Raw genomic sequence first — 22837 nt, forward strand, 5'->3', positions numbered from 1 at the left:
CGCGGCGGCGATGTGCTCGAAATAGCGCATGAGCATCGCGGCGCTGCGCGACGAAAATGAACAATTGAAAGCGCTTTTGGCGCAAACGCAGGCGGCCTTGAGCGAACATCAGGCGGCGCTGGCGACGTCGGAAGAGGCGCGGCGTCGGTTGGAGGTCATTCTCGGCGAATTGCGACGCGAGAAGTTCGGCGCGAAGTCCGAGAAGCTGCGGCCAGATCAGTATCACTTGCCGCTGGAAGACGTGGAGATCGCGCAAGGCATCCTGGACGCGGCGCAGGAGAGAGCCGAGGCTGTGATCAAGGGCCGATCGCGGAGCGCGCCGGATCAAGGTTCTCATCGCAATCGCGGCTGCCTGCCTGCCCATTTGCCGCGGGTGGAACGGATCATCGAGCCTGCGAGTACGCTTTGCCCGTGCGGTTGCGGCGCCATGACGAAGATCGGCGAGGACGTCAGCCAGCGCCTCGACGTGATCCCGGCGCAATGGCGCGTGCTGATCACACGCCGCCCAAAATACATCTGTCGCCGCTGCTCCGGCCCCGTCGTGCAGGCGCACGCACCGGAGCACGTCGTGCCCGGCGGGCTGCCGACCGAAGCGGCCATCGCGCACGTGATCGTCTCCAAATTTGGCGACCATACGCCATTTTACCGTCAGGCCGAGATCTATGCGCGCCAGGGCATCCGGCTTGATCGGGCGACACTGGGCAACTGGTCCGGCCGCGCCTGCTTCCATCTTCAGCCCATCGCGGAACACATGCGCCACCACCTGGCCACGGCGGATCGGCTGTTCATGGACGAGACCAAGGCGCCGGTACTCGATCCGGGGCGCGGCCAAACGAAGAAAGGCTACTTCTGGGCGATTGCCTCAGACGACCGCGGCCACAGCGGCCCAAGTCCGCCGATCGTGCTGTTCCGATATGCCCCCAGTCGCAGCGGTGCCTTCGCTGAGCAGTTCCTGGATGGCTTTGGCGGACGCTTCCTGCAATGCGATGCCTATGACGGTTATGATCGACTGACCGAAGTCGTTCGACCGCAAGGGCCGTGGACGCTCGTGCATTGCTGGAGCCATTTGCGCCGGCGCTTCGTCAAATTGGTGCGCAACAGCAAGTCTCCGATCGCCGAGGCCGCCGTCCGGCAGATCGCGCAGCTTTACGCCATCGAAGCCATGGTGCGCGGCTCGTCGCCAGACATCCGGTTGGCCGCGCGCAAGGAGCACTCGCTGCCCCTTTAAAACCGTGGTTTGAGAAGCAGCTTTCCATGATCTCCAGCGGCTCAACGCTCGCCGAGGACATCCGCTATGCGCTCAATCACTGGCAGGGGTTGACCCGCTTCCTCGAAGACGGGCGCCTCGAGCTCGACACCAACCCTGTCGAGAACGCCATCCGGCCAGTCTGCCTGACCAGAAAAAATGCGCTCTTCGCCGGTCATGAGGTCGGAGCCGAAAACTGGGCCTTGCTCGCCTCGATCGTCGCCACCTGCAAGCTCAACGACGTCAACCCGGCCGCCTACATCGCCGAAACACTCGAGACGATCATCGACGGCCATCCCCATAGCCGCATCGAAGACCTCATGCCGTGGCGATTCCGCAAAACGTCAAGCCAGCCTCAATAGGGTTGCGGCTAAGCGCTTACGCCTGCTCGCATTATGTCGTCGATCATCGGTGGTGCCTCTGGTTGCGTTGTTGCCGTTGGCGTGTCGCAACCCGATCCTACGGGAGAATTTCCGGTGGCCAGTGCAATGGCGCCCGCCTGGTACGGCGCTATTAGAGGCGCACGACCGGGTGGCTTTGCTCTACCGAGCTACACCACAACCGTGGACACGACCCGTACCACCGCTGGAAAGAATGGGCTTCCTGTCTCTGCGCAAGACGCGCCGTTAGTCACTTAAGGCTCCGCTTTGACCGAATGAGTCCGCGTACAATTGCTCAAGTTTCACAACTTCATCTTGAGTGAGCTCGGCGAATTCGTTCTCTCGTGCCCGCTTTGAAAGTCTTCCTTGATTCTGTCGCAGAAAGCCAAACAGGTTGTTGAGCGTTCGCTCGGGCATGTCGATGATGTTTTCGACTCCGGATCGGAACATATCAAAGTTGCGCAGGAAGCTCGTCTCATTCGGAAGGTCCAGCTCAATCGTCTGGCGTACACATTCGTAGAGAAATTCCGCATGCGGGGTGGCGTCGAAGAAGCGGTAGAAATCGCCGGTATCGTTCAAAACCTTCACATTATTCTTTGGGGTCGCTTCCCATTGAACGCACGGAAGTAGCCTGCTGGAATAGCTTTCCAGCACGCCTTTGTACTCGGTGATCCGGTCAAGAATCGCCGATGACACTGGAAAATGGACCCCGGCCGGATTAAATCCGCGCCGCGCGAGGACATGATGCATCAGATATCGATGGATGCGTCCGTTGCCGTCCTCGAATGGATGGATATAAACAAAGCCGAACGCGAGCACCGCCGCCGCGATAATGGGATCGAGCTCGTTCTCGGCGGCGAGATCGAATGCGATCAATCCTGCCATAAGAGAGGCGATGTCTTCATGCCTCGCGCTGATATGGTCCGGGATAGGGCGCTGTGTATCGCGGTCATGCTCTCCGACGAAGCCTCCTTCCTGCCGGAACCCGAGCTTCACGAAACGCTCGTCTCCGATGACGATGCCTTGCAGGCGCAAAAACTCCCGCTCATCGAGCGGCGCGCGCCCAGCCTCGCCGATGGCGCGTCCCCATCTTTGAATGCGATCCTGAGGCGGCCTTTCTCCCTCGATGATGTAACTAGACTTTGAATCTTTCAGCAGCAGAAAGGCGGCGGTGCGCGCGAGCAAATCCTTCGGGACTTCGCTGACGACAGCGCGCGCCCGCTCCTTCCAGTTCTGCGCGAGAAATTGGTTCAGCGCGGCCGTCTTGAAAACGAGCGGACAAAATTCCGGGGTGCCGGGAAGGTTGTTGCGAACGCGATGCCGGGCGGAATTCGTGCCAATCCCTCCGAACTGGAGGTCGGTATCGATGGCGTCTACATATGAGACCTTGTCTGTAAGCGACAGATTCAGCTCGCAGCCAAGCAACCACTCGTACAGAAACCAGATGCGTCGTGTGTAAATGCCGGTCGGCTTCTGCCGGACAAGCTCCGCGATGTCACCCTCGTTAACGACTAGGAAAAGCCGCTTCAGGACGGAAAGATCGACTCCTTCGTTCTTGAGGGCAAAAGTCAGGTGTCCCTCAAGCGAGGCCTGGGGAGCATGGCGAGGCGTGTAGATCCGCCAACCATCCTGTTCAATGATACGGTGCCGGGCTCCGATGGCCGAAAGGGTGCGGGGGACCGGCACGGCCAGCTTGTAAGTGTCGATGAGCGCGGCATAACCCGCGGGGACAGCGGGCTCAGGCAATCGCCTATCGTGAAAAACATTCACCGATCCTGAAAATTCTGCGCTCACTTACATTCCTCTGAAAAACATTTCCCGTCCTCGAATTTTGGTCACTGAGGGCTTGGATTTCGAAATTCCATCATACCACGTGAAAAATAATCTCTCAACGGAATAATCATGAAAATGGTTCACTTTGGACGGAGAACCCGGCCGCCATTACAGTAGCGGACCAGGTCGCTCCGGGATGGAACCGTCATGGCGCCGGTGATCTGCCGACGTTCTGGTTTTCAAATTCGCCATCATTTTCATGACGTTCCGATCGTGATTTTCCGCTGAAGACGACGAATTCTCTTGGCATACGACCGCGGTCCAGCCAACCGTACGGCACGACCTGCGAGGCGCTGCCGCTCTTGAAGATTGACCCGGGCGTCCAGAAGCCCGCAGAGGCCACATCCTTGTCAATCCCGGCTCCGACCCTGACCGCAAGAGAGAGGCCGTCGCCGATGACATCGGGATGAGCAAGCGTGTTCGTCATGCTGGTGGGGTCCGCTTAGCTCGGCTCGCTGGCAGGCCCGGTCTTGACTGGCCAGCGTTTCGATCCCGCTCGATAGTCCCTCGATACGCCCATCCAGTCGACGCGAGTCTTCCGCTAAACCCTCGATGATGCGCAACATGCAAGGCGAAAAAACATTGGCGCTAATTGCCAAGATACCGGGCAACTCGAACAGGGAATGTAGGCTTTGCCGCACACCATGCCTCGCTCCAAGAGGAACGCACGGGTCTGTTTGATGGACGGGTGCGCTGACCGACAAATCGACCGCGGACGCGGTGCAGGGCCTGGAAAGTCGAGTAGATCGGCAGTGTGACGCGCTGGGCGAGAACCCCGATAGAACTCCTCTTGTACTTCCGGTACCGATGGAGGTCGCGCCCGCTATTCTGCGAGGTTTCCGGTTTGACTGCATGTCCGCAGCTCGGACTCACGCCACCCATCGTGGTGCCGCCCTCACGCCTGCCCAAGCCCGCGCCGCCAACGTAATCCTTGCATGCAAGGATCAATGCCGTCGCAGGCGCGCCGTCATTGCCGGCATGGTTGTTGTCGCCGCGACCGTCGAGACGACACAGCATCGCCTTCGACGAGGCCGCAAATCTGCACAGTACATTGCAAAGTTTCGTGGTTCCCGACGCTTGCGGCTCGGCGGAAGCTGACCGGTAGTCGATATCAAGACCTTCTGGAGGGTGGATGGACGCGCAGACTTCCGTCAATTCCGGCGTCGCGCCTCGTTCTGTCACCCTCGCGCGGAGGCGCCTCCGGATCGCGCTGCTGCTTTGTGCGACGATGATCACGATCTATTTCGGCTTCATGGCATTGTTCGCATTCGACAAGCCGCTTTTGGGCACTGTGCTTGCGCCCGGGCTCTCGCTTTGCATCGTGCTCGGCCCTCTCGTCATCGTTTCATCGTTCCTGCTCTGCCTCATCTATGTGCTGTGGGCGAACCGGGTATTTGATGCCAGCCTTCGTGACCTCGAACGATAGGACCTCGCGATGGCCAACAACTCGCTCTCGATCGGCTTCTTCTTCGCATTTATGGTCCTGACGCTCCTGATTACTTACTGGGCGGCGCGGCGCACCCGTACCACGGAGCACTTCTTTGCCGCGGGCGGCGAGATCACTGCATGGCAGAATGGCTGGGCGCTCGCTGGCGACTTCCTCAGCGCGGCCGCGCTGCTCGGCATTGCCGGCATTGTCACCTCGAATGGCTTCGATGGCATGGTCTACTCGATTGGATGGCTGGTCGGCTGGCCGATCATCCTCTTTCTGATTGTCGAGCCACTGCGCAATGTCGGGAAATTCACGTTCGCGGACGTGGTCGCCTATCGGCTCAGCCAAAAGCCGGTGCGGCTCGCCGCGGCGGTCGGTACGCTGGCGGTGATCCTGTTCTACCTGATCGCCCAGATGGTCGCGACCGGATCGTTGATCAAGTTGCTGTTCGGCCTGCCCTACACTTGGTCGGTGGCTTTGGTCGGTGCTGCCATGCTCATCTATGTGCTGTTCGGCGGCATGCTCGCCACCACCTGGGTGCAGGTGGTGAAGGCGGCGCTGCTGCTCGCCGGCGGAGTGATCCTGGCAGTCCTGGTCCTGATGCATTTCGAAATGAACCCGCTCAAGCTGTTCGCCGCAGCGGCGGAGAAGTACGGCACAAGAGTGCTGCAGCCAGGTTCGAAGGTGGTTTCGGGGCAATGGGACGCGATCTCACTCGGCCTCGGGCTGATGTTCGGCACCGCGGCGATGCCGCACGTCCTGATGCGGGTATACACGGTTCGGGACTCCAAGGCCGCGCGACTATCGATACTTTATGCCACCGGGCTGATCGGCTTCTTCCACCTGATGGTGTTCATCATCGGCTTTGGGGCCATGGTGCTGGTCGGCCCGGAGGCGGTGATGAAAGCCGGCGGTGGCGGCAACATGGCTGCACCTCTGCTCGCCCTCACAGTCGGCGGCGACGCCTTCTTCGGTTTCATCTGCGCAGTTGCGTTTGCCACCATGCTGGCGGTGGTGGCAGGCCTCACGCTTTCCGGTGTGGCTACGTTGTGCCATGATGTCTGGACCAACGTCGTTCGCCACGGTACGGCATCGGAGGCTGAGCAGCTCAAAGTGGCGCGGATCGCCACCGTTGCCATCTCGGTGCTGGCAATCGTGCTCGGCATCACCTTCGAAGGCCAGAACGTGGCCTTCATGGCCGGGCTCGCCTTCTCCATCGCCTGTGCCGCCAATTTTCCATCACTGGTCCTCGCTATCATCTGGCGTCGCTTCACGACGCCAGCGGCCGTCGCTAGCATCATGATCGGCACGCTAAGCTCGCTGGTGCTCATTGCGCTGTCACCGACCATCCAGGTCGATGTGCTCGGTAAGCCGCTGGCCCAGGTGAGCGGCGCCTGGTGGTTCGTCTCGCTGCGTAACCCGGCCATCATCAGCATGCCGCTATCGTTTGCCGTGGCGATCGCGGTGTCGTTGTTAACGCGGGAAACGAACGCGGATGGCCGCTTCGACGAGATGCAGCATCGCATCCTGTTCGGGCGCTCAAGGACGATGCCGCAATCGGCGGAGTGAACCAGAGCTGGGAATTCCGAATGGCATGCGCGGAACTGCAGATGCTCCTGCACAATTTCGCCGTTGGCCCTTCGAGCGTCAATGTTACGATTTTGAGCCGGACATTTTGACCAGGGGGACAGAAATGCGCGACGCATCACATCACCATCGCTTCATCGGCAGCCTGTGCAGTTGCGGAGCGCATGCTCCCGCGCAGCCGACTGTCGAAGAGGCCGTGTCCGAAAGCGTCCAGCAGGCACTTCTGCATGGCCTTTTCCCGCAGCCGGTTTTGCGGCGGGAACTGCTTCGCACCGTTGGCGCTGGGGTGATCATCGGCGCTCTCTCCAGCATCCTGCCAATCGACACCTTGAAGGCAATTGCCCAGGAGCGAAGGCCTCTCGAGAAAACCAAGCTGGCTGTTGGCTTCCTCCCGATCACCTGCGCCGTTCCGCTGATCTACGGCGAAAGGCTCGGCAGCTACCGCAAGGAAGGTCTGGATGTCAGTCTGCAGAAGATCGCCGGTATCGCGCTGATCCGCGACAAGATGCTCAACGGCGAGCTGGACGTCTCGCAGCAGGTGATGCCGGTCCCCCTGACGATGACAGCCGGCCTCGGCGGTAACGTCCAGTCAATCAAGGTGCTGACCATCTTGAACCAGAACGGCAACTCCCTCGTCCTGGCCAACAAGCACAAGGACAATCGGGATCCCAAGAACTGGAAGGGCTTCACATTCGCGGTCCCGTTCGAGCAAAGTCACCAGACCCTGCAGCTGCGCAACTATTTGGCTACCGCCGGGCTCGATCCGGACCAAGATGTCAAATACCGCATCGTACCTCCGACCGAATACGTGGCGAGCCTTCGCGTCGGAAGCATCGATGGTTTTTTCGGCGGAGAGCCGGGCGGTCAGCGCGCGGTCTACGAAGGCGCTGGCTTCATTCATCTGATCTCGAAGGATATCTGGGATGGACATCCTTGTTGCTCTGTCACCGCCGCGGAAAGCTGGATCCAGCAAAATCCCAACACATTCATGGCGTTCTACCGCGCCATCATCGCGTCCAGTCTTCATGTCTCGAAGCCGGAGAACCGGGTCGGCATGGCGAAGGTGCTGTCAGAGCCGCAATATCTCAATGCTCCCGAAATTGTCCTCGAGCAGGTTTTGAGCGGCACGTATGCCGACGGCCTTGGCACCATCCGGAAAGATCCGCGGCGGGTTGATTATCAGCCGTTTCCGCAATATTCGGCAGCAGTTTGGCTGATGACCCAGCTCCGGCGCTGGAACATGCTAAAGGAGGATGTCGACTATAAGGTGCTCGCCGAAAAGGTGATGCTGGCGACCGATGCCGCTCGGATCATGCGCGAGCAGGGCGTGACGCCGCCAGCGGTCGGCTTCGGCACCGAAAGGATTCTCGGGAACGAATTCGATTCCAATAAGCCGCAGGACTACCTGTCTTCGGTCCGGAAGGGGGGCTGATGGAGGTGTCACGCCGGCTGCAGCAGCCCTGGGTATCCTCGGTCGCGATCTTCATCGTATTTGTAAGCGTCTGGGGCTGGTTCACCGCCGGTTCGTCGGGAGGTGTTAGCGCTGCCGACGCCGAATATGCCCGCCTTGCCGGCCAGAGCGCGCCGGGTCAGCAGGCCGGTGCGATCCCCTCACCGTGGATCGTCGCGCTCCGCGGCCGGGATCTGATCACACACGCCTTCGATCACGACAATCCCAACAATCTGGGCATCGCATGGCATCTGGCCTATTCCATGGGCCGCGTAGCACTGGGCTTCACGCTGGCCTTACTCGTCGCGGTGCCCCTAGGCTTCTTGCTCGGTCTATGGCCTGCTTGCCATCGCGCGTTGGATCCTTTCATTCAGATCCTGCGGCCGGTATCGCCACTCGCGTGGATGCCGCTGGCGCTCTATACGTTCCGCGACAGCACCGTCTCGACGATCTTCATCATCTTCATCTGTGCAGTCTGGCCGATGTTGATCAGCACGGCAACCGGGACAGCTTCCGTGCGGGCTGAATGGCTGAACGTCTCGCGCGTATTCGGTCTTCCACGATTAGAGCATGTCGCGCGCGTCGTCTTTCCCGCCAGTGTGCCTATGATCCTGTCGGGAATGAGGATCTCGATCGGTATCGCCTGGTTCGTCATCGTGGCTGCCGAGATGGTCGGCGCACAGAGCGGCATCGGGTACTTCATCTGGAACGAATGGAATAATCTCCAGATCGCGAGCATGATCGTCGCCATCGTCCTGGTCGGCGGTATTGGATTGGCGCTAGATATTTTGCTCAAGCGAATAGGCGAAAGCCTCAGCTTCCGGGAATAGAACCATGGCGGATCTCGAGATCAACGATGTGTCAATGTCGTTTGTTGACCGTTCTGGCAAGGGGCTTCTTGCGCTGGATAGAATCTCGCTCGCTATCGAAGACAGCGAGTTTGTCTGCTTGATCGGCCATTCAGGCTGCGGCAAGAGCACGTTGCTAAACATTGTTGCTGGCCTTCTGGCGCCTACAAAGGGTGCAATACGCTGCGCCGGGACGACGATTTCTGGCCCGGGGCCGGAGCGCGCAATGGTCTTCCAGAGCCATGCTCTATTGCCCTGGATGACTTGCTACGAAAATGTTCGCCTTGCGGTCAAACAGGCCTTCAAGGGTGCCGCGGCATCCGAATTGAAGGATCGCTCAGAGCAGGCGCTGAAGCTTGTTCACCTGGAGCACGCCATCAACAAATACCCATTCGAGGTGTCAGGTGGAATGAAGCAGCGGGCGGGCATCGCTCGCGCTTTTGCGGTCGAGCCTAAGGTGCTGCTGTTGGACGAGCCGTTCGGCGCGCTCGATGCGCTGACCAAGTCGAGCCTTCAGGACGAACTGGTTCGCATCGTGGAAAAGACCCCGACCACAGTTGTAATGGTCACGCACGACATAGACGAAGCGATCTTCCTGAGCGATCGAATTGTCGCGCTCTCGAACGGACCGGCTGCGCGAATCGGCCGGATTTGGGAGATTGATACTTTGCGACCGCGGGACCGGCTCAAACTGGCGACCCACGCCGGGAGTCTGCAGTATAGAAAGGAAATTCTCGAGTATCTGTATCGACGAGAATGCGTGCCTCAGGGAATGGTAGAGCTATAACGGCCGAGATCGTTGCGGCTGGAGCGCGAGAGCGGGCTGCGCCCCGTGGCTTCAGGCACCGAAGGCACGGAAATCGCCTTCAGGCACCTTGAAAGCCGCCGTAGAAGATTGTTTGATCGGGCGGGCGAGGCGGTCACCTACCGTCGGATTTTCGTCGTTGGCCTCTTCCGGATTGGCACGCAGGAGCGAATGTTCGACTGGAACGACCTGAAATTCTTCCTTGAACTCGCCCGGCAGGGGCGGTTGATGCCGGCCGCGCGGCGCCTCAAAGTCGACCACACGACGGTCAGCCGGCGCATTTCAGAGCTTGAGCGAGATCTTGGTATCAAGATTTTCGACCGCAAGCCGAACGGGTTCGTGCTGACGGAGGACGGGCACAAGCTCTACCAAGAGGCCGAGAAAATTGAGGGCGCGGCCCTGGTGATATCGGAAGATTTCCGCGCCACGCCCGCCGAGCCCGCGGGTCGCGTGCGGCTGACGAGCATGGAGGGTATTGCCGCCTTCTATCTTGCAGAAAAATTGGTCCAATTCAATGAGAAGCACCCGGGCGTTGTCGTGGAGCTTGTGACCGAAAGGCATCTGATCAATCTGACCAAACGCGAGGCGGATGTGTGCATCAGCTTCGTTCCCCTCGTGGGCCCCAAACTTTCGGTCAAAAAAGCTGGCGAGTTCAAGCTTGGGCTGTTCGCGTCGTCCAGGTACATCGTGGAACGGGGGACGCCGGGCACCATGGAAGAATTGAAGCGTCACGATTTCATTGATTATGTCGACGATCTCGTGGCTATCCAGCCGGTGCAGTGGCTTCACGACGTCCTGGTGCCGGAGAGCGTCGTCTTTCGATCGACCAGCATGGCAGCCCAGCAGAATGCGATCGCTGTCGGGCGTGGCATCGGCCTTCTGCCCTTCTTCTCGGCAAAAAAGGATCCTCGCCTTGTATGGCTCATGAAAGATGTGGTGGTCACGCGATCGCTCTACATTTCCGTCCATGAGGATATCGAATATATGGGTAGGGTCCGTACGCTGCTGCGGTTCCTTCATGAGATCTTCAAGGCGGACAGAGCGTACCTGAACGAATTCGAGTGATCGAATACGCGCAAGTGTATCTGCGGAATTTCTTACGGTCGACGTCCTCCCGTGATGTACTAGAATGCCGGCGCGAGGGAGCGCTGCGATGGCTGACGACTTTACGTACAAGGTACGCGGCTTCTTCGGCCGAATTCCCTCTGAACCGCATCTGCTGACCGACCGCATCACGCCAGTCGAAGGCTGCATCGTGTTGTGCCATCTCGGTGTTCTCGATGTCACTCATGGGGATGATTGGACGCTGGAAATCGCCGGCCTGGTCGAGACGCCCGCGAGCTTCTCCGTCGGTCAGCTCAAGTCGCTTCCAAAGACCGAGGTGGTCTCGGTGCATCAATGTGCAGGTAGCCCGCTGGCGCCCGACAAGCCCACGCAGCGGGTCTGCAACGTGCGCTGGGCGGGCGTTCGTCTGGATCATGTGCTAGGATCAGCGGGCGTGGCGAGGAGCGCAAATTTCGTTTGGTCACAGGGGGCGGACTCCGGCGACTTCGGAGGCATCGCGTGCGGACATTACATCAAGGATCTGCCGCTCTCCCGGATATCCGACGACGTCTTGCTCGCCTACGAGATGAACGGAGCGCCGCTGCTTCCTGAGCACGGGTATCCGTTGCGGTTGGTGGTCCCGGGCTTCTACGGCACGAACAGCGTCAAATGGCTCCGCAAGCTCGAATTGCGCTCGGAGCGGGCTCCGGGCGTCTTCACCACCACATGGTACAACGACCTCGCGCCGGACGGCTCGACCCAGCCGGTGTGGGCGATCGCCCCCCAATCGGTCATCGTGGCGCCAAAGCCGAATCGTCAGCTCAGGCGTGACGAGGTTTTGCAGGTCTGGGGATGGGCCTGGGGTGACGACGGAATTGCGGCGGTCGAACTGAGCGCCGATGAAGGGCGGAACTGGCAGGGATGCCGCTTGGAGAAGGTGTCAGGACGATCCTGGACCAAGTTCACCTGTGATTGGATAGTAAAAGAGGGATGCTGCGGTCTCCTGTCTCGGGCGATCTCGCGATCGGGCGAGAATCAGCCGGCCGGCGGCCGACGCAACGCGATCTATCGCGTGCCGGTCCTGGTCGTCTGAAGACGCGCAACCGCTCGTGCAGATTTTCCGCATTCGCCACCGCCGGCGAAAGACTAACCTGTGGTGTCAGAAACCGAGAGGATCGTCTCAAATGCCGTCGAATTTGCCGCGCTTCAAAGCTGCCGCGTGCCACACATCTTCAGTTTTCCTCGACGCGGCCAAAAGTGCAGACAAGGCCTGCGACCTCGTTGCCGAAGCGGCACGCAACGGTGCCTCGCTGGTTGCTTTCCCGGAATCGTTCATTCCCGGCTTTCCCGTGTGGGCGGCGCTGCAGGCGCCGATCATGTCTCATGATTTCTTCAGAGCGTTGTCGGCCCAGGCATTGCGGCTCGACAGCGCGGAATTGACAAAGGTCAGGATGGCGGCCAAGCGCCACAACGTCGTGGTCTCTATCGGTTTTACGGAAGGGACGGTTGCCAGCCTTGGCTGTATCTGGAACTCCAATCTTTTGATCGGCCAAGATGGATCGATCCTGAATCATCATCGCAAACTCGTTCCGACCTTTTACGAGAAGCTGGTCTGGGCTGCCGGAGATGCGCGTGGGTTGCGCGTCGCGCAGACCTCCATCGGCCGCATTGGCATGCTGATTTGTGGTGAGAATACGAATCCACTTGCCCGCTATTCATTGATGGCGCAGGGCGAGCAAGTTCATATTTCGACCTACCCGCCGATCTGGCCGACGCGTCCCTCCAAGGAGAAGGGGGGCTATGACCTACGCAGGGCCATCGAGATCCGGGCTGGAGCTCATTCGTTTGAAGCCAAATGCTTCAACATCGTTTCGTCCGCCTGCATGGACGTAGGTATGAAGGACGCGCTCGGACAGGCTAACCCCGCCATGCTGGATCTGATCGAGGGCACACCGCATGCTGTATCGATGATCCTCGATCCAACAGGGCAGATTATCAGCGACGTCCTCTCAGACAGCGAAGGCATCGCATATGCCGATATTGACGTCGCGCAATGCGTCGAACCGAAGCAATTTCACGATGTCGTAGGCTACTACAATCGTTTCGATGTGTTTTCGCTGACGATTGACCGTTCACAGCGCGAGCCGGCCGTTTTTATCGACATGGAAACAGGCGAGGGGGACGAACGGCCGGTCCAGTCCTCGCAGCAGGAGACGGTCAGACCCAGAGTGGCCGAGCTTGAGCGGGCAGTTGCGGACTGAGTGATCCATCAAAGGGGGCCGAGATGAAGCGCGTTCTCAGCGAGCTGTTGGAGCAGCGACCGACAGAACTCGTGCGTTCCGCCGTCGGCTCCCTTTGAAGGTCGGCGCGCGAAGGATGTGATCATTTCGGGCGGTTACAACGTTCATCCGAAGGAGTTCGAACTCGAGATCGACCGCATTCCAGATGTGCTCGAAAGCGCCGTCGTCGGACTGCCACATCCTGATTTCGGCGAGCGAGTTGTCGCGGCCGCCGTCCCGACGGCAGGAGGCGCTGCAGGGGAAAGGGATGGCGTGGCGGTGCTGAAGGACGGCTGGTTCCCTACAACCTGCCGATCAACGATTTCTGCGTGAGCGAGCTGCCCGGAATACGATCGGAGAGGTTCAGAAGAACGTGTTGCGCGAGTTCAGAGGGAAAAAAGGCGGCCAGTCATTCTGCTCGTCTGGATCGTTGCAAAAACCGCAATGGTAAATTGAAGGAACATTCGATTATCGTCCGAATGGGAAATGATAAGTACCGAGACATCGTTTGAATAGCGAAAGCGAGTTGGGAATGTCAGCTACGATCAAGCTCTATGGCGGTAAATTGTCGGGACACAGCCACCGGGTCGAGCTCATGCTCGGGCTTCTCTCGCTTCCTTACGAGTTGATCCCAACGCCCCCTGCCGAGCGGAAGACGCCGGCCTATCTCGCAATGAACCCGTTCGGGCAGATACCTGTCGTCGATGATGACGGCACCGTCGTTGCCGATTCCAACGCAATCCTGATCTATCTGGCCAAGCGCTACGACACTACCGAGACGTGGCTTCCGGAAGATCCGGTCAGTGCGGCTGCCGTGCAACGTTGGCTGTCCGTGGCAGCGGGACAGCTGGCATATGGACCAGCAACAGCTCGGCTGGGCAAGGTGTTCAACTTGCCCGTCGATGGCCGGCAAGCGGCCGGGGTCGCCAGCAGTCTTTTCAGCGTGATGGATGGTCATCTTGCGAAGCACGAATTTCTCGCGGCAACCCATCCGACCGTGGCTGATCTCGCTTGCTACAGCTACACACGGGCCGCTCCGGAGGGAGGCATTGAACTGTCCTCCTACCCGAACATTGTCGCCTGGCTGGGGCGGCTGGAAGCACTTCCGAATTTTCAGCGGATGCCAAGCGCGCCTGCGAGCTGATCGGCAAATCTTCTTCGAGGTGCGGTCATGACCAGCCTTTCCGAACGGAGCTCGTCTCCTTTTCACCAGGGCGAGATCGACGTGCAGCGACGCGTCGGCGTGGCCGACAGAATGAGCGAGCGCGGGAAAACCTCCATCCGCACATGGATGCCCGATCAGCACCGTGAATTCTTCGCAGGACTCGAATACCTCCTTGTCGGCTCGTCGGACCGAGCGGGCTGGCCGATCCCTTCGGTCCTGTTTGGCCCGCGCGGATTCGTCTCTTCACCGGATCCAGGACGGCTGCGCATCGAATCGTTACCGAAAACCTTCGACCTGCTCGGAACGAATCTTTCCGTGGGCGCCAGCTTGGGAGTGCTGGGCATAGACCTGACCAATCGTCGGCGAAACCGCATGAACGGAACGCTGATCACCCTCGACCAGACAAGTTTCGAGGTGGCGGTCGTGCAGAGCTTTGGCAATTGCCCTCAATACATCCACACGCGCCATATCAGCGCGGCACCATCCGCTGCGCCGGAGCAACTCGGTCCCGGCGAGGTCGAGGCGTTCGCCGTCTTGGACGATGCGGCACGAGAGCTGATCCGCCAGTCGGCGACCTTCTTCGTCGCCTCATGTGCGGCTTCAGATGACGGATCATCGTTCGATTGCGATATTTCTCACCGCGGCGGTAAGCCAGGCTTCATTCACGTGGCGGATAACCAGATCACCGTTCCGGACTTTGCGGGTAATTCCTTTTTCAACACGCTTGGGAATTTTATGTCCAATCCCAGGGCGGGACTGCTTTTTGTCGACTTTGTCGTCGGCGATGTCCTAATTCTGCACGGGACGATCGAGTTGCTCTGGAATGATCCGCCGATTCAGGGCTTCAAGGGCGCCGAGCGCGCCTGGCGGCTTCATGTCACGGCCGGCCGGAGAGTGCGCGCTGCGGCGATCCCTCTCATCGGAGAGGTGGTCGAATATTCTCCGAGGGCGCTCACCACGGGAGCTTGGCCGAGAGGTGAGCGTTTCCAGTGACCCAACGGAGCTGGGGAGAGCCAGCATGACAGTCTCGAGGCGCCGATGGAGATCGGCAGGGCCAATCTGATCGCGGCCCGACGATTCTAGGGCGATATTCACGGATTGATCGGCCGAATTCAGCTCTCTGGCGCGACTGCCAGAGTTCACCATTTGGGGGCCTGCCAACTGGCGGGTTGAGAAGGCCGTGGAGCTGCCACGGCCTTCCATTCGGAGAAGCTCAGGACATCGTCGGCATCACGAACTCGGCGCCGGCCCGGATGCCGGTCGGCCAACGGGTCGTGATCGTTTTCAGCTTGGTATAAAAGCGAACGCCCTCGGGGCCATGCATGTGATGGTCGCCGAACAGAGAGGCTTTCCATCCGCCGAACGAATGGAATGCCATCGGCACCGGGATCGGTACGTTGATGCCCACCATGCCGACCTGGATCTGATGCGCAAACTCACGCGCCGCATCGCCATCCCTGGTAAAGATTGCGGTGCCGTTGCCGAACTCGTGCTGGTTGATCATGTCGGCCGCCTCGTCATAAGACTTGGCCCGGGCCACCACGAGCACCGGTCCGAAGATCTCTTCGCGATAGATCTTCATGTCCGTGGTCGCGCGATCAAACAGGCTGCCGCCGATGAAGTAGCCCTTCTCGTAGCCCTGGCGATGGAAATCGCGCCCGTCCACAATCAGCTTCGCGCCTTCGTCAACGCCGGCGTCAATATAGCCTCGGACTTTGTCGAGGTGCTGTTTCGTCACCAGCGGGCCCATCTCGGCCTCGGGGTCGGTACCGGGACCAATGTTAAGCGCGCGGACCTTGGGCGCCAGCTTTTCGATCAGACGATCGGCGGTGGTGTCGCCGATCGGAACGGCTACCGAGATCGCCATGCAGCGCTCGCCGGCGGAGCCATAAGCCGCGCCCATGAGAGCGTCGACGGCCTGGTCCATGTCGGCGTCAGGCATCACGATCATGTGGTTCTTGGCGCCGCCCAGCGCCTGGCAGCGCTTGCCGTGGCTGGTCGCCGTCTCATAGATGTATCGCGCAATCGGCGTCGAGCCGACGAAGCTGACCGCCACGATATCGGGATCCGTTAGGATGGCATCCACCGCTTCCTTGTCGCCATGCACGACGTTGAACACGCCGTCGGGCAGCCCGGCCTCCTTCAGCCACTGCGCAAGCACGAGCGAGGCCGAGGGATCGCGCTCTGATGGCTTGAGGATAAACGTATTGCCGCAGGCCAGCGCAACCGGGAACATCCACATCGGGACCATTGCCGGGAAATTGAATGGCGTGATGCCAGCGACCACCCCGAGCGGTTGACGCAGCGAGTGGCTGTCGACACGGGTCCCGACATTCTCGGTGATCTCTCCCTTGAGCAGTTGCGGCGCGCCGGTCGCGAACTCCACCACCTCCATGCCGCGTTGGATCTCGCCCCTCGCGTCCGAAAGCACCTTGCCGTGTTCGGCGGTGATCACTTGGGCAAGTTCATCGATTCGATCCTCCATGATCCGCAGGAAACGGTTGAGAATACGAGCACGACGCAGTGGCGGTGTGTTTGCCCAGCCCGGGAAGGCCTTGCGGGCGGCTGCAGCGGCCGACCGCACGTCTTGCGTCGTGGCAAGTCCGAGCGTTGCCGATTGCTCGCCGGTCGCGGGATTGTAAACCGGCGCGGTGCGAGGGCCCCGGCTCGGCACCAGCTCGCCATTGATGAAGTTCAGAATAGTCACGGGCATTGGCTGTTCTCCCTAACATGATGCTTGATCGAGCCAGATATGCAGCGCATAAAAATGCGGCATCAACGGCCGAATTCGCGGCTCCGTTGTGCAGAAAGTGTAGTCAATGGATTGGGAGCGCGTTCGGATATTCCTAGAAGTGGCGCGTGCCGGCCAGATTCTGAAGGCCTCGAAAAGCCTACGGCTGAACCATGCAACGGTCGCCCGGCAACTGACCGCGCTGGAGAGTAGCTTGAATGCCAAACTGCTCGAACGACACACTACAGGGTGCGCGCTGACGGCGGCGGGCGAGGCGCTTGTCGCCGCTGCCGAGCGCGCAGAGAGCGAATTCCTCAAAGTGGGATCGAGCATTGGAGGCGCCGCCGAGGCCCTCACCGGAACCGTGCGCGTAGGGGCACCGGACGGGCTTGGCAACTACTTCCTGGCCGATCGGCTGGGCGCGCTGGCCGCGAAGCACCCGGGCCTTGTCATTCAACTCGTGCCGCTTCCGCGCACATTCTCCCTGTCAAGGCGCGAGGCCGACGTTGCGATCACGCTGGACCGGCCCAAGCAGGGTAAGCTGATCCTGTCCAAACTCACCGACTACACGCTCAGTGTCTATGCTGCTGATGCTTATCTCGCGCGCGAGGGTCCCATCAAGACGCAGGCCGATCTTGCCGGCCGCCTGTTCGTCACCCAGGTCGAGGATTTCGTCTACAGCAGGGCATTGGACTATGCCTCAGTGCTCGGCCGGCTCATGTCGCGACGCTATGAATGCGGTAGCGTCGTTGCGCAGATGGAGGCCGTTCGTGGTGGACACGGCGTCGGAATCCTTCATGATTACGTGGCCCAGCGCTATCCCGAATTGCAGCGTCTGCTTCCCGACATTCGTTTCGTGCGGAATTACTGGCTGACGTCGCATCCCGATACGCACGAAACGCGGCGGGTTGCAGAAGTGCATCGCTTTATCGTGGCATCAGTCAAGGCGGCGAGGTCGTCTTTCGAGGCTGCTTGAGCGCCACTGCCGGTTGCTCGGGCGGGGCTGTTTGGTTCGTTCCCGATCCGGCGCATTCCATGAACGCCCGCAGGGCGGAGGACACGAATGCGTCCTTGCGGTGAACGAAAACCGTGGTGGCCCTGCCGGTCCCGTTCGGCAGCGAATGCAGGCGGATCAAGCCCTGTCGTTCGGCAGAATCAGCGACGACGCGCGGCACCAATGACAGCCCGACCGAAGCCGCCACACAACCGATGATTCCGTCGAGCGTTCCCATTTCCATCCAGCGCAGGTCGACGAAACCACGATGCGCAAGATATTCGGACAGACGCTGTCGATAGGAGCAACCGGCACGAAACACGATCACCTTCCGGCCGCTTCCCGAAGCCAGGAATTTGCCGAGGTGTTGGGGGGACGTCACCATCGGCGGCGTGATCAGCACCAGCTCCTCCTCCACGATCGGTGTGCAGGTCAGTTCACCGTGCGTGACCGGTGCAGAGACAAAAGCTCCGTCAAGCTTCCGAGACAATACGCAGTCGACCAGCGCTGCGGTCGGGCCTGTCTCGATCTGGACGTCAACATCGGGATAAGCGATGCCGTAATGGGTGAGCAACGGTGGTAGGCGCAACGCCGCCGTCGTCTCCATTGATCCAATGCGCAGCTCCCCGCCCGGCCACGCCTCGTCCTTCACTGCGCAATGCGCCTCGGCCAACAGATCGCTGATGCGCTTGGCGTAAGGAAGCAGCCTGTTGCCCATGGAGGTGAGCGTAACGCCTTTCTTGGACCGATCAAAAAGTCGGACACCGAGCTGGTTCTCCAGCGCTCGAATTCGCTGGGTCACGTTCGATTGCACAGTGTGGAGATTGTGGGCGGCGCGGCCGATTCCGCCGGCCGTGGCGACCGCGGAAAAGAAATTCAGATCCGTGCTGTCCATGTGGTCATCTCCCGGAATGATGACTCTGATCAATAATAATCACTTTTATGTTGTCAACAGCCAATCTAGCTTCCCAGCATCCGAGACGGGCATAAGCCTAGGAGAGGAAGAGACATGGCTATCAAGACGAGACTGACCGAATTTTTTGGGCTCGAGCACCCGATCGTGCTGGCGCCGATGGATCCGGCCTCCGGCGGCGAGCTGGCCTCCGCGGTTTCCGCGGCAGGTGCTCTCGGCCTTCTCGGCGGCGGCTATGCCAACCGCGCCTGGTTCGAAGAACAGTCCGCAAAGGTGAGCCGGCCGGACGTCGGCTGTGGATTCATCACCTGGGCGCTGGCGAACGATCCGGGTCTGCTCGATCTCGCTCTGGAGCGGCACAAGAAAGCGATCATGCTGTCGTTCTCGGATCCTGCGCCATATGCCCCGAAAGTGAAGCAGGCCGGCATCCCCCTGATCTGTCAGGCGCATACGCTCGAGCATGCCCAGCGGGCGATCGACGTCGGCGCGGACGTTATCATCGCACAGGGTACGGAGGCCGGCGGCCACGGACTCACGGCGCGCTCGACGATGCCGTTCGTTCCTGCAGTCGCCGATATGATCGCGCAACGAGCGCCGCGCGTTCTCCTTCTTGCCGCCGGAGGCATTGCTGACGGGCGCGGTCTCGCCGCCGCGCTAATGCTAGGTGCCGACGGTGCTTTGATCGGATCGCGGTTTTGGGCCACGCAAGAATCGGTCATTCATCGCAACGCCAAGGAAAAGGTGCTGGCAGCCACCGGCGATGAAACGATCCGGACACGTGTCTACGACGTTGTCCGCAAAAAGGCTTGGCCCTCTGAGTACACTGGACGCCTGATGAAGAACGGCTTCATCGAAAGGTGGCATGGCCGGGAAGACGAGCTGCGCACACTGCAAGAAGCCGAGCTGCAGCGCGTCGAGAAGGCGTGGGTCTCCGGCGACTACGATACGGCCAATGTCACGGTCGGAGAAGCAATCGGTCTCATCAACGACATTCCAACCGCCGGTGAGCTGGTGAAGCGAATTTCGGCAGAAGCAAGCGCATGTCTTGCGCGCTATGCGCCGACGCGAAATTCTATCGCGGCCTAACGGGTCCGCAACTTTCTACGTATTGCCGGGTGGAGAAGGGGCGTGCGCTGCGGCGCGCGCGCCCGGGAAAACACGTGCCCAACAAGGCCGATGGAGAGATATGATGAGCGAATCTAAAGCGGACGCCCCGAACCTGAGCATCTGGACGGTGGTGCTTGCCTCAAGTGCAGGCACGGTTATCGAATGGTATGACTTCTATCTCTATGGAAGCCTTGCCGTGTTCTTTTCGACCCTTTTTTACCCCGCCAATGATCCCACCGCCGCCGTCTTGATCAGTGTTGCGACCTTTGCGACCGGATTCGTCATCCGGCCGTTCGGTGCCATCCTGTTCGGCAGTCTTGGCGACCGATTGGGACGCAAGCACACGTTTCTGCTGACACTTATCTTAATGGGGATTTCGACCACCGCGGTCGGCCTTTTGCCGACATATGAAACTATCGGCTTTGCTGCACCTGTCGCGTTGGTCTTGCTCCGTTTGGTACAGGGCTTGGCCATCGGGGGCGAGTACGGTGGCGCTGCCATCTATGTGGCTGAGCATGCACCGGTAAACCGTCGAGGCTTCTTCACCAGTTTTATCCAGACCACAGCCACCTTGGGCTTCTTCGTTGCAATTCTGGTCGTGCTGGCGTGTCGGCTATCGCTCGGGGAGGAAGGTTTCCGTGCTTGGGGCTGGCGTATCCCGTTCTTGCTGTCTGCACTTCTCGTCGTGTTTTCGGTCTATCTTCGTCTGAAGCTGAGCGAATCGCCCGTTTTCGAGCAGATGCGCCAGGCCGGCAAGGTCTCGCGCGCGCCGGTTCGCGAAAGTTTTGGCACGAGACAAGGGTTGGGTTATGCGCTCTATGCTCTCTTCGGCGCGACGGCGGGTCTGGGATGCGTGTGGTACACCGGACAATTCTATGCGCTGTATTTCCTGCAGAGCGTTCTCAAGGTGGACTTCCTGACGGCAAATGTCTGCGTCGCCGTTGCTCTAGCCCTTGGCACGCCCCTGATCGTCGTGAGCGGAGCCCTGTCAGACCGCATCGGACGCCGCCCGCTGATTGTCACCGGCCTGCTGCTCGCCGCCGCGCTCTACGTCCCCATCTACATGGGGATTGCAAGCGCCACGGCTGCGCACAATTACGTGGTCGTCACCGCGCTAATCCTGGCGCAACTCATCTTCGTAGCGCTGGTCTACGGGCCGAATGCCGCATTTCTCGTCGAGCTCTTTCCGGCGCGGCTGCGATATACTTCGCTGTCGCTTCCCTATCACATCGGCACCGGGATATTCGGCGGCTTCGTTCCGCTGATCAGCCTCTCGCTCGTCAGTTACACCGGCAACATCTACGCCGGCCTGATCTATCCCATCGCGATCGCACTGATGACCGCGGCGGTTAATGTCCTCTGCCTGCCTAAGACTGTCGCAGTCGACCTTTCCAGTGAATTCGGCAACACACCGGCAGCCAGCCGCCAGATCGCATGAGCCGCCAATTGCCATCAAGGTGTTCGTGCAAGACCCTTTGCACGAACACCCCGCGGGAATTTGCCGTGGCGATGGTATGAAGGAGTAATTCGACGTCTGCGATGAGCCCCTGGCTGTCGTGATTGCGAAGACTACCTCCCTCGACTTGTCGCAGATGTCCTGCGACCCAGTCACCCCGTTGCCGATTGCAACGGGGTGTTTTTTTGCGTCCGCATCCGCCTCGTCGAAGGCAACCCGTTGCCCAAAGCAGCAGCAATCTGTCTTGATTGTAGGCGATCATCGCCGGTCCACCTGCTCGTGCTCCGTTGCGCACGCCCATTTGCGAAAATTCGCACTGTCTCGCTCGTGCGGGATGGATACAGTTTTTCCGAGCAGGGGAGGGCATTGCCAATGAAGCTGATAAACAAATTGTTGCTGCTGACATGCGGCGCGCTGGTCGCGGTGGCGACCGGAACAGTTCCGGTCTTGGCCAAGGAGACCGTAAAGCTTGCGTTTATTGGACCATTGTCGGGCGGGAATTCAGCTCCCGGTATCGGGGGCCGCAATTCCACGCAGTTGGCCGTGCAATTGAGAAACGCCGACCCATCGGCAAAGTACATTTTCGAGCTCGTCACCTTGGACGACGAATGCAAGCCGAATATCGGCATCCAGGTCGCAACCAAGGCCGCATCGGATCGTAGCATCATCGCCGGTGTGACCCACTATTGCTCTGCCGTAGGCATCGCGACGGTTGATACCTATGCCCGGTTCGGATTGCCGGTCGTGGTGTGGGGCGCCATCCTGCCCGAGATCACCTATGGCAACGACTACCACGAAATTCATCGCGTCAACGGGACGATGATCAATGAAGGCAAGCTCGCAGCGGAGTTCCTCACCAAGCAGGGTTTCCTGAAATATGTTGTCGTTCACGACACCACCGACTACGGCAAGGGACAGAACAAATATTTCAGCGAATATCTCAAATTGGCCGGCGGCGAGATCGTCGCGACTTTTCCGGTCAGCCCGGATCAGCAGGACTTCACGGCTGAGCTCACCAAGATCAAGGAGCTGAAGCCAGATCTGATCATGGTGGGCGGCCTGACGCCGCTAGGCGTCCGATTGCGGGCTCAAATGGATCGGGTCGGTGTCACCGCTCAGCTTGCGGGCGTCTCTGGCATCATGAACGCAGGCTTCCTGGAAGGCGCAGGTGCCGCGGCGGAAGGAACGATTTCCTTCCACAACGGTGCTCCCATCACCAAATATGAGCAGGGTCAAGCGTTTCTCGACGCATACGCCAAGGCGGGCTTTCGCGAAGACCCGGACGCCTATGGCCCCTTCGCCTACTCCGCCGCTACTCTGATCATGGATGCGATCGAGAAGGTTGGCCCCGACCGCGCCAAGGTCAAGGACCTGCTCAATACGACCAAGGCATACAAGTCGCTGGTCGGCGAGATCAATTTCGACGACCACAGGCAGAACATTCTGAGGGCCAACGTCTATGTCGCCCAGGATGGTAAATGGGTCTATTGGCCGGATAGCGAATATGCCGCCAGCAAACGAAAACTCCGCCTCAATTGACCAGACGTCATGCGTCGCCCTAGCGTGC

The 22837-nt window shown here is 60.0% G+C and carries 20 protein-coding genes and 2 pseudogenes; 17 read left to right on the forward strand and 5 right to left on the reverse strand.

The window, feature by feature from the left end; translation table 11 throughout:
* Window positions 1-28: 28 nt before the first annotated feature.
* Window positions 29-1380, forward strand: a pseudogene (locus IVB45_RS38180) (IS66 family transposase); the annotation flags it as partial.
* A 69-nt stretch (window positions 1381-1449) separates the two neighbouring features.
* Entirely contained in the window at window positions 1450-1608 is a 159-nt protein-coding gene (locus IVB45_RS38185; RefSeq protein ID WP_247360820.1) for a transposase domain-containing protein, read from the forward strand.
* Window positions 1609-1872: 264 nt separating this feature from the next.
* Here the strand turns inward: IVB45_RS38185 and IVB45_RS38190 are convergent, their stop codons facing one another.
* From IVB45_RS38190 to IVB45_RS38200, 3 genes and pseudogenes are all read right to left on the reverse strand, one after another.
* Window positions 1873-3420, reverse strand: coding sequence for a Fic family protein (locus IVB45_RS38190; RefSeq protein WP_247285532.1), 1548 nt, complete (start codon window positions 3418-3420; stop codon window positions 1873-1875).
* A gap of 184 nt (window positions 3421-3604) precedes the next feature.
* Window positions 3605-3886: a hypothetical protein gene (locus IVB45_RS38195; RefSeq protein ID WP_247360828.1), complete on the reverse strand. Its 282-nt coding sequence runs from the start codon at window positions 3884-3886 to the stop codon at window positions 3605-3607.
* Between the two features lie 25 nt (window positions 3887-3911).
* Window positions 3912-4191: pseudogene (locus tag IVB45_RS38200) on the reverse strand (IS110 family transposase); the annotation flags it as partial.
* A 400-nt stretch (window positions 4192-4591) separates the two neighbouring features.
* Here IVB45_RS38200 and IVB45_RS38205 point away from each other — a divergent pair.
* From IVB45_RS38205 to IVB45_RS38255, 11 genes are all read left to right on the forward strand, one after another.
* Window positions 4592-4885 carry a DUF485 domain-containing protein gene (locus IVB45_RS38205; RefSeq protein ID WP_247285533.1) on the forward strand — a complete coding sequence of 98 codons (294 nt, stop codon included), beginning with the start codon at window positions 4592-4594 and terminating at the stop codon, window positions 4883-4885.
* Window positions 4886-4894: 9 nt separating this feature from the next.
* Complete coding sequence (locus IVB45_RS38210) at window positions 4895-6460, forward strand: cation acetate symporter (RefSeq protein ID WP_247360723.1); 1566 nt, start codon at window positions 4895-4897, stop codon at window positions 6458-6460.
* 124 nt (window positions 6461-6584) lie between these two features.
* A complete protein-coding gene (locus tag IVB45_RS38215) occupies window positions 6585-7910 on the forward strand; it encodes a CmpA/NrtA family ABC transporter substrate-binding protein (RefSeq protein WP_247285535.1) in 1326 nt (441 codons plus the stop codon).
* Window positions 7910-8758 carry an ABC transporter permease gene (locus tag IVB45_RS38220; RefSeq protein WP_247285537.1) on the forward strand — a complete coding sequence of 283 codons (849 nt, stop codon included), beginning with the start codon at window positions 7910-7912 and terminating at the stop codon, window positions 8756-8758. The genes IVB45_RS38215 and IVB45_RS38220 overlap by 1 nt, the downstream gene beginning before the upstream one ends.
* A 4-nt stretch (window positions 8759-8762) precedes the next feature.
* Window positions 8763-9563 (forward strand): ABC transporter ATP-binding protein, encoded by an 801-nt coding sequence (locus tag IVB45_RS38225; protein WP_247360726.1) that lies wholly within the window; start codon window positions 8763-8765, stop codon window positions 9561-9563.
* Between the two features lie 189 nt (window positions 9564-9752).
* The gene (locus IVB45_RS38230) at window positions 9753-10646 is read left to right on the forward strand and encodes a LysR family transcriptional regulator (RefSeq protein WP_247360822.1); all 894 of its coding nucleotides are present in this window, start codon (window positions 9753-9755) and stop codon (window positions 10644-10646) included.
* A gap of 88 nt (window positions 10647-10734) precedes the next feature.
* Complete coding sequence (locus tag IVB45_RS38235) at window positions 10735-11718, forward strand: molybdopterin-dependent oxidoreductase (RefSeq protein WP_247360728.1); 984 nt, start codon at window positions 10735-10737, stop codon at window positions 11716-11718.
* 91 nt (window positions 11719-11809) lie between these two features.
* Window positions 11810-12886: a carbon-nitrogen hydrolase family protein gene (locus IVB45_RS38240; RefSeq protein ID WP_247285541.1), complete on the forward strand. Its 1077-nt coding sequence runs from the start codon at window positions 11810-11812 to the stop codon at window positions 12884-12886.
* Window positions 12887-13003: 117 nt separating this feature from the next.
* Window positions 13004-13237, forward strand: a complete 234-nt coding sequence (locus IVB45_RS38245; protein ID WP_247360731.1) for a hypothetical protein — start codon at window positions 13004-13006, stop codon at window positions 13235-13237.
* A 199-nt stretch (window positions 13238-13436) separates the two neighbouring features.
* Window positions 13437-14048, forward strand: coding sequence for a glutathione S-transferase (locus tag IVB45_RS38250; protein WP_247285543.1), 612 nt, complete (start codon window positions 13437-13439; stop codon window positions 14046-14048).
* 27 nt (window positions 14049-14075) lie between these two features.
* Window positions 14076-15062 carry a pyridoxamine 5'-phosphate oxidase family protein gene (locus tag IVB45_RS38255; protein WP_247360733.1) on the forward strand — a complete coding sequence of 329 codons (987 nt, stop codon included), beginning with the start codon at window positions 14076-14078 and terminating at the stop codon, window positions 15060-15062.
* 220 nt (window positions 15063-15282) lie between these two features.
* Here the strand turns inward: IVB45_RS38255 and IVB45_RS38260 are convergent, their stop codons facing one another.
* A complete protein-coding gene (locus IVB45_RS38260) occupies window positions 15283-16782 on the reverse strand; it encodes a CoA-acylating methylmalonate-semialdehyde dehydrogenase (protein ID WP_247360736.1) in 1500 nt (499 codons plus the stop codon).
* 106 nt (window positions 16783-16888) lie between these two features.
* Between IVB45_RS38260 and IVB45_RS38265 the strand changes: the two genes are divergently transcribed.
* Complete coding sequence (locus tag IVB45_RS38265; RefSeq protein ID WP_247360738.1) at window positions 16889-17776, forward strand: LysR family transcriptional regulator; 888 nt, start codon at window positions 16889-16891, stop codon at window positions 17774-17776.
* Here the strand turns inward: IVB45_RS38265 and IVB45_RS38270 are convergent.
* Window positions 17742-18689, reverse strand: a complete 948-nt coding sequence (locus IVB45_RS38270; RefSeq protein WP_018458434.1) for a LysR family transcriptional regulator — start codon at window positions 18687-18689, stop codon at window positions 17742-17744. The two genes, IVB45_RS38265 and IVB45_RS38270, sit on opposite strands and share 35 nt — an antisense overlap.
* Window positions 18690-18803: 114 nt before the next feature.
* Here IVB45_RS38270 and IVB45_RS38275 point away from each other — a divergent pair, with 114 nt between their 5' ends.
* From IVB45_RS38275 to IVB45_RS38285, 3 genes are all read left to right on the forward strand, one after another.
* On the forward strand, window positions 18804-19793 hold the full coding sequence (locus IVB45_RS38275; protein ID WP_247285549.1) for a nitronate monooxygenase: 990 nt from the start codon (window positions 18804-18806) through the stop codon (window positions 19791-19793).
* Between the two features lie 100 nt (window positions 19794-19893).
* Window positions 19894-21252, forward strand: a complete 1359-nt coding sequence (locus IVB45_RS38280) for an MFS transporter (RefSeq protein WP_247360740.1) — start codon at window positions 19894-19896, stop codon at window positions 21250-21252.
* 390 nt (window positions 21253-21642) lie between these two features.
* Window positions 21643-22809 carry a branched-chain amino acid ABC transporter substrate-binding protein gene (locus tag IVB45_RS38285; protein ID WP_247413208.1) on the forward strand — a complete coding sequence of 389 codons (1167 nt, stop codon included), beginning with the start codon at window positions 21643-21645 and terminating at the stop codon, window positions 22807-22809.
* The last annotated feature ends 28 nt before the right edge of the window (window positions 22810-22837 follow it).

It is taken from the genome of Bradyrhizobium sp. 4, from assembly GCF_023100905.1.
Classification (GTDB): domain Bacteria; phylum Pseudomonadota; class Alphaproteobacteria; order Rhizobiales; family Xanthobacteraceae; genus Bradyrhizobium.